The sequence below is a fragment of the Orbaceae bacterium lpD01 genome, from assembly GCA_036251705.1.
GTDB lineage: Bacteria > Pseudomonadota > Gammaproteobacteria > Enterobacterales > Orbaceae > Utexia > Utexia brackfieldae.
The window spans coordinates 1,290,997-1,303,306 of the sequence record CP133959.1; the positions used below are offsets into that span (position 1 = coordinate 1,290,997).

Sequence of the window (12,310 nt, forward strand, 5' to 3'; positions counted from 1 at the left end):
GTAAACAATAATTTGATTGTTCTAGATTGTTGTTGTCTGTTAACAATCTGTTTCGGTGTTTGCCTCTAAATTACCGCCAGATGAAACCGGGCGATCTGGCGTATCAGGAATACTGCCCAATAACGCTCTGTATTCGTCGTTTTGCGCTTTAATCTGTACCAGTTCATCAGTTAACTCAGTGACTTTTGAATTTAATTCGCTAAATTGTGAAATAGTTTGATTAAAAAATTGTTCAACGATATCGCCAAGTTGGGCAAATTTAGTCGCGTCTTTATCTGATTTATTTTGGAATAGATTAGTTAAACGATTGACCATTGAACTGAATAAAGCATCATTACTCTTTTCGTCAGTTTCGAACTCGATTACTGTTTCTTCTGCGGCCGTAAATAAATTATTGGGTGATAGCTTACGGCTAGAAAGTGGGTTAAACGTTGCTTTGGCGCTAAACTCTAAAAACTCAGTGCCTAAACTTGCTGGATCATCTGTCACGGCCAGACCAACTAGATAAGCCTCGCCGGTATCGGCAAATTCTGGATTGACTTCGATGGACGTGTAAACTTTTTGTTTTGATTTATTAAGCTTGATTAAATCCTCGGTAGGTTCAATGAGCGCTAGTAACGCCAGTTTACCTGCAAGTTTACCCTCGGTTATCTCAATGGATTTAAGTGCAAGTACATCACCATAGCGCTTGAATGTCCCTTCTGGGCCATAACCTTTGATATGTTCAATATTGATTCTAGCGCCGTAGACTTCCGGGCTGTAATTTTCGGCCATTTGTAAAATCCAATCTCGCTGGATTTTACGGCCATCAGTTGTCGCGCCTTCAACCGCGACACGAAACCATTTTGCTTTATATGACGTTGCTTTGCTCATGAATATTATCCCATACATTAATCAACGGAGTTTAATAGCTATACTCCTTTGCAATCGCGGCTTGTGCAAATAAGGCCATTTGTAGTTCATCTGTTTACAAAATCCACTTAAATAAAAAAAGACCAATGATCGGTAAATTGATGGCGTGAGGAGAGATCATGCAAAACATTAATTTATTAGATTATTTAGTCAGTGACGACACCGACCCACGGCGCACAGCGCGATCATTGTATTGGGCTGGCTATCGTATAAAACGAATAGCCGAATTACTTAATGAAAATATCAATACCATTCATAGCTGGAAACGTCGCGATAAATGGGAACAATCAACGGTACTTGAGCGAGTTAATGGCGTGCTTGAGGCGCAACTTATTCATTTAGTGATTAAGCCGAACAAAGAGGGGAAGGATTTTAAAGAGATCGATTTATTAAGCCGGCAACTGGAGCGCACCGCGAGGATTGAACGTTATCAAAATGGTGGTAATGAAACAGATCTTAATCCAAATATAGCAAATCGTAATAATAGTCCGAAGCAAAAACCCAAAACTAATCTGTTATCAGATGAACAGATCGAAAAAATCAATACACTATTTAATGACAGCTTATACGAACATCAGCGAATATGGTACCGGGCCGGTACTGAGCATCGCATCCGTAACATTAATAAATCGCGGCAGATCGGGGCAACTATGTTTTTTGCTCGTGAGGGGGCCATTGATGCGATTAATACCGGACGAGATCAAATATATTTATCCGCATCGAAATCTCAAGCCTTCCAATCTCGCCAATATATCGTCGATTTCTTCCATGATGTTGATATTGATTTAAAAGGTGAGGTGATCCATTTTCCTCACAATGATGCACGTATTCGTTTTCTGGGGACTAATTCAAAAACAGCTCAGAGTTATCATGGTAATGTTTATCTTGATGAATATTTTTGGATTAATCGATTTTTAGAGTTGCGTAAAGTGGCTTCAGCGATGGCCAGCCAAAAACGTTGGAGACAAACCTACTTATCAACACCATCAAGTATAACTCACGAAGCCTATAAATTTTGGACAGGTCAACTGTTTAACAAAGGTCGAAGCAAAGAAGATCGTATCAGTATCGATATTTCGCACAACGCCCTTAAAAATGGTTGCGTCTGTGCAGATGGTCAATGGCGTCAAATTGTGACGATTGAAGATGCCGAGCGGCTAGGATTTGATTTATTCGATATTAATCAGTTAAAACTTGAATATAGTCCTGATGATTTCGCTAACTTATTTTTATGTCAATTTATTGATGATTCAGCTTCTGTGTTTCCACTATCTAGTTTACAACCTTGCATGGTTGATTCTTGGGAGGTATGGGACGATTACAAGCCATTTGCATTAAGACCCCTTGGTGATCGTCCGGTCTGGATTGGCTACGATCCATCAAATACCGGGGATAATGCTGGGTGTGTTATTGTTGCGCCGCCTCTTGTTGAAGGGGGCAAATTTAGAGTAATTGAGAAGCACCAATGGACCGGAATGGACTTTGCTGCTCAAGCAGATGCCATCAAAAAAATGACTGAACGCTATAACGTGACCTATATCGGTATTGATGCAACCGGCTTAGGCGTTGGCGTGTATCAGATAGTTAAACAATTTTATCCCGCCGTGCAGGGGTTTACTTATTCGCCAGAAGTTAAGCAGCGTTTAGTTTTAAAGATGCAAGATATTATCCGTAAACGGCGCCTTGAATTTGATGCGGGATGGTCGGATTTAGCACAGTCATTTATGGCTATTCGTAAAACATTGACGGCCAGCCAGCGACAAATCACTTATGTGGCCGATCGTAATGAAGAGATATCTCATGCGGATATTGCATGGGCAACAATGCACGCAGTTTATAACGAGCCGCTGGAAAGTTTAGGCGGTGCAAACAGTAACAGTGGTTATATTGGAGTATTTGAATAATGAATGAAATCAACCAAACTGCAGAGCAGAATGATAAGATAGTAAGCTTTACTTTTGGCGATAGTGAGCCTTTAGGTGACGCCAAGGATTTATTGACGTATTTACAATGTACTGAGCTTGACAAATGGTACGAGCCACCTATCAATTTTAATACGTTAGCGAATACGTTTTCTTCATCGTCATATCACAGCAGTCCAATTTATGTTAAGCGTAATATACTGACGAGTACTTTTATACCTCATAAATATTTATCGCGATCAGCATTCGAACGTATTGCGAATGACTTTTTAATATTAGGAAATGGCTATTTAGAAAAACGTAATAATTTACTTAAACAACCAGACGGATTAAAACCAGCTTTGGCGAAATATACCCGGCGCGGAGTTGATACTGACCAATATTTTTATCTGGATCAATACCTGGATGATCATGAATTTAAAAAGGGTAGTATTTGGCATTTATTGATGCCGGAAATAAATCAGGAGATTTATGGTGTTCCTGAGTATTTATCTGCACTTAATTCTGTTTGGCTTGATAATTCAGCTACTGTATTCAGGCAGCGCTATTATAAGAATGGCTCTCACGCTGGTTTTATTCTGTATCTATCTAATCCATCACATAACGAAAAGGATATCGAGGAATTAAAAAAAGCCTTACAAAATAGTAAAGGACCGGGTAATTTTCGCAACTTACTGATGTATGCGCCAAATGGTAAACCTGATGGACTAAAATTAATTCCAGTTGGTGAGGTTGCCGCCAAAGATAACTTTGCGGATATTAAATCTGTTAGCCAGGATGATATTTTAACAGCTCACCGGGTGCCGCCGTCACTGATGGGGATCACGCCTAAAAATACCGGTGGTTTTGGCGACCCGGAAAAAGCATCGATAGTATTTGCGCGTAATGAAATTAAACCACTTCAAGATAGATTTTTACAGCTTAATGATTGGATGGGAGAGGAGATAGTCAGATTTACACCGTATAAATTAGAGTAGTAAACATTGGTTATGACAACGCCCGCTTTAGCGGGTTTTTTGTTTGAAAAATATGGCTTAAACTTTTGCTGACTGATTATAAACAATAATTTTTATTATGATTGATTTTGATGATATAACCTTAAATCGCGCGGTTGTAACCCCACCCCACCTGCGCGCTAAAAGTGTGTGAATCTGTGCAGAATTGCACAGTTTACAAAAGAAGCCCTGATAAAAGGGCTTGCGCTATTTTAGATCCTTTTTAGATCTTTCATTTTCGTGCACTGTATCTGTGCAGTAAAAAAATTATTCAATCGATTCTAAAAATAACATAGTAGGATTTGCATCCTTAGTCTTAATTTTTAGTTTTTTTGCTACATACGATGTTAATTTCTGTTCATCAGGCAGACCGTATTTATCGAGGAATTTATTTAGATTAGCATAATATTCATAAGCAATTTTAAGTTCTAAGTCTGTTAATTGTTGATCTGTCGCATTAACTTCCCATTGCTTATTATTGCACTGAGTACCGGAGTTGCCGCAGCCATCACTCCAATAATTAGCAATTGCATAGTTATAACCTGTTCCTGCTGCTTGTTTAAATGGTACTAAAAAAACTGATACCACTTTAGCATTAGTTTTTAATGAATAATCCGTGGCTGCAATTTTGGCTGTATCAACTCTTTGCTCTAATGTTTGTGCATCAGGCGAAACAATAAAAATTTGTGCTCTTAGTCTATTGGCAAATGAGGTATTTTTTTGATGTACAATTTCGTAAGGTTTAATTTGATTTGCAGCACTACTGGTAATAAAAAGAAAAAGCGCTAAAAAGCCTAAAATGAATTTTTTCATACAAATCCCCAAAAATTTAAATGGTGAAATAATTTAAGATTGAACAAATTACGAATAAAATTATTTTTTTTGTGCCTTATCTACTAAAAATTCTTTTATCGGTTCTAATAAATCACGAACCCAAAACAATGTAATATCTTTATCTTGTTCGGTTAGATGTTCAGACTCTGTCACAACGCGTACGAGCAATTCCGCTCGCTCAACTATTTTGGCTTTTTCTAATTCATCCATAGATTCATAACCTTTCAAAATAACTGTTTTTATATACAGTATATAAAATTATAATTCTGGTCAACTTATAAAATAGCTATAAATTATTATATGGTTTAAAAATATTCATGAATAATTTATTCGAATGAATATGATTATTAACTCTACTCCTTATAGTTTTTAATATTTTGAATTAAACCAGAAAGCCATAATATGACGATATAGATTTATATTTTTAAATAACATCATCAAATTATTTCTTTATGGCTAGTATCAAATATAAATTAAATTTGATGATGCCACAATTTAATAACCTCAATTTGTGGAAAAACTAGCAAATTAATTAAAAATCATTGATTGAATATAGGCTAAATCGCTTATTAATGACATAATTTAAATTTATCTTAAATATTAAGTTTTGGTACTTACTTTGATTGCTTTAAGATGTTCCAAGGCTATTTGTAGTTTAGCTAATGAACAACCACACCGATATTGCAGTTGATTTAATTCATTAATAACCATTAATAATGACTGTTCTTTAGGGGGTGGTGGAACTGGTCTAAATCTTGGCGTTACCATTTTATGATCCTTTTTAAAATAAAAATTCGTAATCATCAAATGTGCTAATTTTCAATGATTTTTTTGAATGATTCACTTTATCACCTGGTGAATTACTCACGATAAGATGCACACCATTTAAGGTATTATCTAATTTTATGTACTGATTTTGATTGATTTTTATGTTTTTTCGTAAATAAAGCTGATTAATGATGAAATCATCATCAGATAACCCCATTATTTTTAGTTCTCTCCTTATTTGTTCTCGCTGATCGTCCCCGTCATTCTTAAATTTCCGCGTACAGTTATTGACAGAACTCCAAGGCGTGCGTCCCGCACGATTTTTAAGGTCAACATCCTTTTCTTTTTTGACTAGTACCCACTTGATTAATCGTGTGCAAATAAAAGAGCTAAGTCCAATTAGAGGGGAGAACACACCTTTTATTTTTTTTATTTTTTCCTCGTACTGGTTGAACTCTTCATCGTAAGACAAGCGAACTTTTAAATCTTTTCTTAAAACCATAGGACCACCCTGGTGAGAGGTATACGCAGCCCAATCTCCTACATCCGCCGCAGCCAACACTGGATCGATGATTTTATCTTCTACTTTTTTATCCTTTAATCTACGAAGTTCTCGCCAAACCGAGACAGGAGCGCCACCTATTTGTTGGAACTGTCTTATTTTCCAGCGACTAGCCCACGCGGTGACGGCTTTAGACATATCCTTTAAGCTCTGCCCAGATCCGTCGTCGAGTTCATCATCCAAAGCATAACCATCGATATTTTTTGAAATATATTTAGCAATATAACCAGTTGCACTACCTTTAGTTTTATCGATCATCGTAAATTCAAAGCGGTTTAATGCCGCGCCTTTTTCGTGTCCATCTTCATCCATTGCATAGATCCACATCGTTTTAAAGGCTATATCAAGATGTTCTGGACGCATAAACACTAAGATATGCCAGTGGGGTGTGCCATCGTGATGTGGCTCAGCGACGCGAAAACCAAAGATTTTAATGCCTTCTCGGTTTAATTTGGCTCTAATTCGTGACCAAACACCACATAAGTAGGACTGAGTATCGCGAGGATTGTTACCGATCCAGTTTTCAACAAATCCGCCTTTTGAGTGAACACTATGAAATTTTGATGGTGCAGTAATCGTGATAAATACGCCGCTGTAATTTAACTCATCGGCAATGTCTTCGAATCCACGCATTCTGGTCATTAATTCACAGCGGCGAATAGCCGGGTTGGCGTTAGATTTATATACTTGAAGGTTTAACGGGATCTGTTCTCCCGTCTCTTGATTTTCGATAGCGGTATTATCAATAAACTCTTTATTTTGCCGTTTTTGCTCTATCCACTCGCCAATACATGAGCGGCTTGCATATGGGCTGGCTTTTTTTTGAACCTGACCAACTGCGATAGATAAATGTTCGCGTTGAATATCACGGCGTCTTTTTAACTTATTGTTCCACCAGTTATCATCTGTTATTTTAGCTAAAGCTTTAATGATGTTGTCATTAGTTAATTTGTCATTTTTGTAATCAGAAAAGTAGGGTGGTTCGATGTTAATTCCGGCCATTTCTTTCAAAATGATTAAATAAATTTTGTGCTCTAAACTTTCTTGATTGGTTTCATTAGCGGATAAGCAAAACGCTGTTTCAGATAATAAATTTTGAATATGTTTATCTAAATAGCGGGCTATTTCTACGCTAAGATCTGATATTCGTTGGCGACTGAATGTGGGTAGCTTTTCAAACTCAGCACTAAAATTAATCGATAATGCACTGGGTTTTATTGGCTCATAGCGATGATTGACAAGATCAAGTCTTTTCTTGATATCACCACCTAAGGTATTGCGTAAAAAGGTATTAGCCGATCGGCGATTTTTCGTTTTGAATAAATCAATATACTTATTAGCGAAATAACTACTTAAATAATCAGGCAAGTTAGCAATATATTGAGATCTAAAATCATGATCTTCATTATCAACTTGCCAAAGTTTTATCTCGCTATAAGAGATATCATTAGGCATTTTCTTTTCAAGAACGGGTTTGGTTATTGGCGTTCTTTCTATGGGCTTATAAGGTAAATATTTCCCTATTTTTTCAAAGTAACCACGCAGCGCAATACCCGAAAAATATCGGGTATTTTCGGGTATTGCGTCGGTAAAATCTCTAAGCTGCTGTGTTGATGTCATCTTGATTTAAAGCTCTAAATAGCTTTCGATAAATGTTTTTGCAACTTCCGCATTGATCGCATTGCCGTAGGCGCGCAGTCGTCCCACTCTGGCGGTAGCCCCATTAACCAACGGGAATGTGCCGGATCTAACCGGTCGCCATTTTCCATCTGTGCAATATAGCCAATCTGCATCTCTCCAGAAGCCGTTAGTCGGGCCGGCGTTTGGCATTCCTTGAGATACAAACTCACTTGTTCTGATACGCTGCCCGGGCTCAGAGATGTTCTGCCCGTCGCTAATCGCTGTGCTGTTCTTTTGGCCATTGCCTCCGGTGAGCGCTTCCCAATATTGGTTGAGGTTGGGGTTAACCATCCTGTCATTTTTACTATGTTGGGTAGTTCTGATTTCCCTTTGCCCGCACTCCCTCGGCTGTCCGACGCCAGAGGTGTTGGGCATCCCCTCAACATCTGAATAGCACAGTCGCTCAGGCGAGAAGATGTTCGCTGGCCCTTGCGCAATACTTCGCGCTGCACTGCTTCTAACGTCGAGCATCCTTTCACGTCCGAAGCTAAGGGCGTCGGCCACCCAGTATAATCGTTGCCGGATGTGCGGAGCACCGACGCCCGCTGCGCAGATATCAAGCGCCCCGACGGCGTAGTTCGACTTTTCCAAGTCAGTTTGTACAACGTCGAGCCAAGACAGTGCGTCTTTGCTTGATACTTGCTCGCCAAAAATAACGTCAGGTTTGCACTGCTTAATGAGTTCGTACCACACTGGCCATAAATGTCGTTCATCTTGTAAACCTTCTTTTTTTCCTGCTGCACTAAAAGGCTGGCACGGACATGATCCCGTCCAAACAGATCGACTATCTGACCAACCCGCTTTTCTCAACGCATGAGACCAAACCCCAATACCTGCAAAAAAATGGCACTGGGTATACTTCTTGATATCTTGATACGTCACATCAACTATACTTCTCTCATCAACATCACCGGGCGCAATAAGATTTTTAGCAATTAAATTTCTCAACCATTGCGCCGCAAATGGATCTATCTCGTTATAATAAGCAGCCATACTGATTCCTATTTTTAAAGCATGTCAGGCGTTAAAACGCAGATAAGTTCTTTTGCCGGCTGGCGGTTGCCGTTGGCTGCCACTCGTCGGGGCGCGGTAATAGTGTAACGCTCAAAATCGCTAAAAATATCGCGAGTAATAGCGTTATCACTATTAGACACAATAGCGATCGCACCCTTACGCACAGCTTTAATCAAGCAATCTCTAAGGGCTATTGTTCCAATGAAATCAAAACCGCCCGGCGTATAACCGACGAAAGAGTCATTTTCGCTAGCTGATAGATAAGGCGGATCGCAATAAATAACATCACCATAATCTGCGTATCCTAAAGTCTCTGTAAAATCTACTGAAAGCATTAATAGTTCATGAGAATTTAACTTATTGCTAAAATTAATAAGCTCTTGTTTCGGGAAGTAGACTTTTTTATAATTACCTTTAGGCGTGTTAAATTTACCTGATTTGTTATATCGGCAAATTCCATTAAAACAGTGACGCATAAGCCAAATAAATCTGGCTGCCTGCTCAACCGAATCGCGATCGAATGGTTGGCAATTATTAAATAAATGTCTGACTTCGTAATAATCCAGATTGTCATTAAATAATGACTCTGCAGTGTTTACGAGCAAAGCAAGATTGTCATATAGCCACACATAAACATTCATTAAATCTCGATTGCTATCACCGATAATATAACTTTGGTAATTAGTATTGATAAACACATTACCAGCGCCGACAAAAGGCTCAATAAGGCGAGTACAGTGTGATTCGCCGATGGGTAAATAAGGCAATAACTGATCAATGATCCGGTTTTTGCTTCCTATCCATTTTAAAAAAGATTTTTCTACACGCATAGAAACCTCATAGGGAATAAATAAGGCGCAATTGCGCTCGTATTTATAGATGAACTTTTGAAAAAGTGACAATGTCCAAATCACGGCAAACAGACGAATAACTAATTGACTCAACGCACACTACGATACTTGCATCATTACAATTTAGAACTGCATGTTCTTCTTCTTCCATTTCGTCACGTTTAACGTGAATTAATGAAGCCCCTTGTTGTATTATTAATTCGAATTCTTTCTCTGATACTTTAATTGTTTTAATTGATTTTCTTGGATATTTGCTAAACATGTCCGCATCCTTTTTGGTTGTCTTAGAATGTAAATAATTAAGTGCATCTAACGCGTCTTGACTAGTTAGTACTTGTGAGGCACAAATGTCTCCACCTTCTTGCGCCTTATCCCATTCGTGAATATATAGCCAGAACGGGTTAACAAGTGGCGGTCTTGCTGGGTCAAATTTCGGTTTCATTACTATTAGTCCATTTTTAGTTGATAAATTCGAATCGATTAACCGTTTTTTCTTTGTCAATTATTGAGGTGTTAACTTTTGTTACTCGAATAAATAAAGACGCATTATCACAGTGCAAAACAGCAATACTCCCCGGTGTCAATTTTTGTGGACGAGTATAAAAAAATCCGGATTGCGCGATGTCTTGCCACTGGCTGGATAACTGAATATTTGCTGTATATTTCATGATATAACCCTCTCAATCCGTTGCTTTTAATCAATGAATAAATTGGCTGCTGAAAGTTTATGGATAATGTTAAAGTCGTTAACGTCTGCGTTCGTTTAAACTCTGACAATCAACACAAAGTTGACAACCGGCTAATAACTGCCTGCGTCGTTCTGGTATAGGTTCGTCACAATCTTGACAATGTGTTGCTGATTCACCAACAAACTTAGGTGTTCGATTTTTTAATGTACTGTCTAACTCGCGCTGCGCTAAGTCATTGGCCTTGTCGATGTTGTCACGCATTATGTGTATGCCTCATTTTTTTCATTTAGCATTTTAGTCGCCTCTTGATCTAACAATTCAGCGGCTTCCGCGCCCGATAAATGATTATTTCGAATGTGACTGGCTAAACGATCGAGCTTACTGTGAAAAACATCACACAAGCCGTTTTTGGCTTCTTCTTTAGCTTGATTTAATGCTGCGAGTAGTGCTTCCCCGCTTAGTGATTGCATTGATTTATTCGGCATAATGAGATCCCTCTGTAATTTGTTTGACGAGTGCAACACGTTCTTTAAGTACAATGCTATGTTGATCAATAGCTGCTGATGTTTCTGGTAACTGGATTTTTATAAAATCCTCTTCCTTACAATTCATAAATTGATTAACAACACTTGATAATCGCTTTATACCTAACTGGATTTTGGCCAAATCATCATTGTCTAATTGGTCCCAGTTTCCGGTGCAATGCTCAAGCCCCGCAGCGATAAGTAAGCAGCGCTTTTGGCCTCTGCTCAGCCGTTCAAAAGCGGCACGAGCCAGACTGCGATCGTTAGTGATTAATTGACGTAATTTTCTAACCTGATCTAGATTGTTCAGCCTTGTTTTAAGTTGTTGTGTTGTCTCATTTATCATTGAAAATAACCTCAACCAGTAACCAAATAACCTTTTAATGAAGAGAATTCGTATTAGGCAAATTAAATGCACGTTCAGGAAAACGGTTTAACCATTGCATTACATCCATAGGAGGTGATTTTTGTGCTGTAAAAAAACCAGAAATAAAGTAATAGAGAGCATTGAGAGAGTATTCCTGTTGTACTTCACGGTAATGGCATCTCATGTCTTCAATTAATATGTAAGCTAATTCATTGTGTTCAACAAATTTCAGCGCTTCATCAAATAGACAATGTTTATTAGGCATGTTTACCTCTGGCTTTTTGCAATTTGATTGCCTTTCCGTTTGGTTTTTCAATCCAACCCTGCTGATTGTGGCAATTGGTCCGGATAAAAATTAAAGCGGGTTTATCTGCCGCTTTTGTGCTTAAGTAAATTGAATGACTCATGGTTAATCTTCTTTTAGGTTTAACTCTGGATTGAATGACTTAGCACCTTCAAGTGTTAAGGCCGTCATATTGATAAGAACAGTTGAGCGATCTGAGCGTCCTGTCACTTTCTTTTTCCTGGTGGGTAAAAGTCCTTCATGGACATACTTTCGAACAGTGCGAGGAGTCATGCCTGACAATCTGGCAAACTCATCCACCGTGACATAAGGAGATGAAATAGCTATTGAAATTGGCGTCGTCATAGTGCATTATTTCCGGTTAATGTTTATATATGTTCAAATAGGTGAAATCTAACTTCAAGTTAAATATATTATAAGTTGAATTTAGAGTCAACACCTTTTTATTAACTTGGGGTTTGATTGTGAAAATTAATTTTGAGAGTGGTGGTGCAGAAGTCATAGACAGAATTATTGAAGCTTATGGCTTTAGAACAAAATTGGAATATAGCAATTACTTGGGCACATCTTCGGCCAATATGTCATCTCGCTATAAAAAAGGTTTTTTCCCGTCAGATCTTGTCGTGCGTTGTATGGCTGAAACTGGAGCTACTCTTGAATGGCTTGCGACTGGTGAGGGGGATTTCCCACCAAATAAACCTAAAGAAACAGTTTTATCTGATGATACATTAGAGAAATTAGAACGATTGGCCGTATTGAAAGAAAAGGGCGTTATCACTGAACAGGAACTTATAGAATTAAAGGCTAAGTTGATTTAATAAATGTATTACGAGTGATAAGGAATAGTTGTAGATTCTATTATTGAAAATGATTTTCTAAGTTTTAAAG

At 38.2% G+C, this 12,310-nt stretch carries 17 protein-coding genes; 3 read left to right on the forward strand and 14 right to left on the reverse strand.

Annotated features, from left to right (window positions below):
• Nucleotides 1-39 precede the first annotated feature (39 nt).
• The gene (locus RHO15_05895; GenBank protein ID WVD63013.1) at nucleotides 40-873 is read right to left on the reverse strand and encodes a GPO family capsid scaffolding protein; all 834 of its coding nucleotides are present in this window, start codon (nucleotides 871-873) and stop codon (nucleotides 40-42) included.
• A 158-nt stretch (nucleotides 874-1,031) separates the two neighbouring features.
• Here RHO15_05895 and RHO15_05900 point away from each other — a divergent pair, with 158 nt between their 5' ends.
• Complete coding sequence (locus RHO15_05900; GenBank protein WVD63014.1) at nucleotides 1,032-2,816, forward strand: terminase family protein; 1,785 nt, start codon at nucleotides 1,032-1,034, stop codon at nucleotides 2,814-2,816.
• A complete protein-coding gene (locus RHO15_05905; protein ID WVD63015.1) occupies nucleotides 2,816-3,811 on the forward strand; it encodes a phage portal protein in 996 nt (331 codons plus the stop codon). Before RHO15_05900 ends, RHO15_05905 begins: the two co-directional genes overlap by 1 nt.
• 285 nt (nucleotides 3,812-4,096) lie before the next feature.
• On the opposite strand, the gene RHO15_05910 is transcribed toward RHO15_05905, so the two are convergent.
• From RHO15_05910 to RHO15_05970, 13 genes are all read right to left on the reverse strand, one after another.
• Complete coding sequence (locus RHO15_05910; protein ID WVD63016.1) at nucleotides 4,097-4,642, reverse strand: DUF4875 domain-containing protein; 546 nt, start codon at nucleotides 4,640-4,642, stop codon at nucleotides 4,097-4,099.
• Between the two features lie 60 nt (nucleotides 4,643-4,702).
• Nucleotides 4,703-4,873 carry a hypothetical protein gene (locus RHO15_05915; GenBank protein WVD63017.1) on the reverse strand — a complete coding sequence of 57 codons (171 nt, stop codon included), beginning with the start codon at nucleotides 4,871-4,873 and terminating at the stop codon, nucleotides 4,703-4,705.
• Nucleotides 4,874-5,444: 571 nt separating this feature from the next.
• On the reverse strand, nucleotides 5,445-7,613 hold the full coding sequence (locus RHO15_05920) for a replication endonuclease (GenBank protein WVD63018.1): 2,169 nt from the start codon (nucleotides 7,611-7,613) through the stop codon (nucleotides 5,445-5,447).
• A gap of 6 nt (nucleotides 7,614-7,619) precedes the next feature.
• Nucleotides 7,620-8,666: a DNA cytosine methyltransferase gene (locus RHO15_05925; GenBank protein ID WVD63019.1), complete on the reverse strand. Its 1,047-nt coding sequence runs from the start codon at nucleotides 8,664-8,666 to the stop codon at nucleotides 7,620-7,622.
• 14 nt (nucleotides 8,667-8,680) lie between these two features.
• Nucleotides 8,681-9,517, reverse strand: a complete 837-nt coding sequence (locus tag RHO15_05930; GenBank protein ID WVD63020.1) for a Dam family site-specific DNA-(adenine-N6)-methyltransferase — start codon at nucleotides 9,515-9,517, stop codon at nucleotides 8,681-8,683.
• A 43-nt stretch (nucleotides 9,518-9,560) separates the two neighbouring features.
• A complete protein-coding gene (locus RHO15_05935; protein WVD63021.1) occupies nucleotides 9,561-9,980 on the reverse strand; it encodes a hypothetical protein in 420 nt (139 codons plus the stop codon).
• A 16-nt stretch (nucleotides 9,981-9,996) separates the two neighbouring features.
• Complete coding sequence (locus tag RHO15_05940) at nucleotides 9,997-10,206, reverse strand: hypothetical protein (GenBank protein WVD63022.1); 210 nt, start codon at nucleotides 10,204-10,206, stop codon at nucleotides 9,997-9,999.
• Nucleotides 10,207-10,284: 78 nt separating this feature from the next.
• Entirely contained in the window at nucleotides 10,285-10,488 is a 204-nt protein-coding gene (locus RHO15_05945) for a TraR/DksA family transcriptional regulator (GenBank protein WVD63023.1), read from the reverse strand.
• Nucleotides 10,488-10,712 (reverse strand): DUF2732 family protein, encoded by a 225-nt coding sequence (locus RHO15_05950; GenBank protein ID WVD63024.1) that lies wholly within the window; start codon nucleotides 10,710-10,712, stop codon nucleotides 10,488-10,490. Before RHO15_05950 ends, RHO15_05945 begins: the two co-directional genes overlap by 1 nt.
• Nucleotides 10,702-11,097, reverse strand: a complete 396-nt coding sequence (locus tag RHO15_05955) for a hypothetical protein (GenBank protein ID WVD63025.1) — start codon at nucleotides 11,095-11,097, stop codon at nucleotides 10,702-10,704. The genes RHO15_05950 and RHO15_05955 overlap by 11 nt, the downstream gene beginning before the upstream one ends.
• Before the next feature lie 34 nt (nucleotides 11,098-11,131).
• Nucleotides 11,132-11,383 carry a hypothetical protein gene (locus tag RHO15_05960; protein ID WVD63026.1) on the reverse strand — a complete coding sequence of 84 codons (252 nt, stop codon included), beginning with the start codon at nucleotides 11,381-11,383 and terminating at the stop codon, nucleotides 11,132-11,134.
• Nucleotides 11,376-11,525, reverse strand: coding sequence for a hypothetical protein (locus RHO15_05965; protein ID WVD63027.1), 150 nt, complete (start codon nucleotides 11,523-11,525; stop codon nucleotides 11,376-11,378). Before RHO15_05965 ends, RHO15_05960 begins: the two co-directional genes overlap by 8 nt.
• 2 nt (nucleotides 11,526-11,527) lie before the next feature.
• Nucleotides 11,528-11,767 (reverse strand): MerR family DNA-binding transcriptional regulator, encoded by a 240-nt coding sequence (locus RHO15_05970; protein WVD63028.1) that lies wholly within the window; start codon nucleotides 11,765-11,767, stop codon nucleotides 11,528-11,530.
• 119 nt (nucleotides 11,768-11,886) lie between these two features.
• Here RHO15_05970 and RHO15_05975 point away from each other — a divergent pair, with 119 nt between their 5' ends.
• Nucleotides 11,887-12,240 (forward strand): helix-turn-helix transcriptional regulator, encoded by a 354-nt coding sequence (locus RHO15_05975; protein WVD63029.1) that lies wholly within the window; start codon nucleotides 11,887-11,889, stop codon nucleotides 12,238-12,240.
• The last annotated feature ends 70 nt before the right edge of the window (nucleotides 12,241-12,310 follow it).

Coding starts and splice junctions, on each gene's coding strand:
- RHO15_05895 (WVD63013.1), bottom strand. CDS start 873: ATGAGCAAAGCAACGTCATATAAAGCAAAATGGTTTCGTGTCGCGGTT.
- RHO15_05900 (WVD63014.1), top strand. CDS start 1,032: ATGCAAAACATTAATTTATTAGATTATTTAGTCAGTGACGACACCGAC.
- RHO15_05905 (WVD63015.1), top strand. CDS start 2,816: ATGAATGAAATCAACCAAACTGCAGAGCAGAATGATAAGATAGTAAGC.
- RHO15_05910 (WVD63016.1), bottom strand. CDS start 4,642: ATGAAAAAATTCATTTTAGGCTTTTTAGCGCTTTTTCTTTTTATTACC.
- RHO15_05915 (WVD63017.1), bottom strand. CDS start 4,873: ATGGATGAATTAGAAAAAGCCAAAATAGTTGAGCGAGCGGAATTGCTC.
- RHO15_05920 (WVD63018.1), bottom strand. CDS start 7,613: ATGACATCAACACAGCAGCTTAGAGATTTTACCGACGCAATACCCGAA.
- RHO15_05925 (WVD63019.1), bottom strand. CDS start 8,666: ATGGCTGCTTATTATAACGAGATAGATCCATTTGCGGCGCAATGGTTG.
- RHO15_05930 (WVD63020.1), bottom strand. CDS start 9,517: ATGCGTGTAGAAAAATCTTTTTTAAAATGGATAGGAAGCAAAAACCGG.
- RHO15_05935 (WVD63021.1), bottom strand. CDS start 9,980: ATGAAACCGAAATTTGACCCAGCAAGACCGCCACTTGTTAACCCGTTC.
- RHO15_05940 (WVD63022.1), bottom strand. CDS start 10,206: ATGAAATATACAGCAAATATTCAGTTATCCAGCCAGTGGCAAGACATC.
- RHO15_05945 (WVD63023.1), bottom strand. CDS start 10,488: ATGCGTGACAACATCGACAAGGCCAATGACTTAGCGCAGCGCGAGTTA.
- RHO15_05950 (WVD63024.1), bottom strand. CDS start 10,712: ATGCCGAATAAATCAATGCAATCACTAAGCGGGGAAGCACTACTCGCA.
- RHO15_05955 (WVD63025.1), bottom strand. CDS start 11,097: ATGATAAATGAGACAACACAACAACTTAAAACAAGGCTGAACAATCTA.
- RHO15_05960 (WVD63026.1), bottom strand. CDS start 11,383: ATGCCTAATAAACATTGTCTATTTGATGAAGCGCTGAAATTTGTTGAA.
- RHO15_05965 (WVD63027.1), bottom strand. CDS start 11,525: ATGAGTCATTCAATTTACTTAAGCACAAAAGCGGCAGATAAACCCGCT.
- RHO15_05970 (WVD63028.1), bottom strand. CDS start 11,767: ATGACGACGCCAATTTCAATAGCTATTTCATCTCCTTATGTCACGGTG.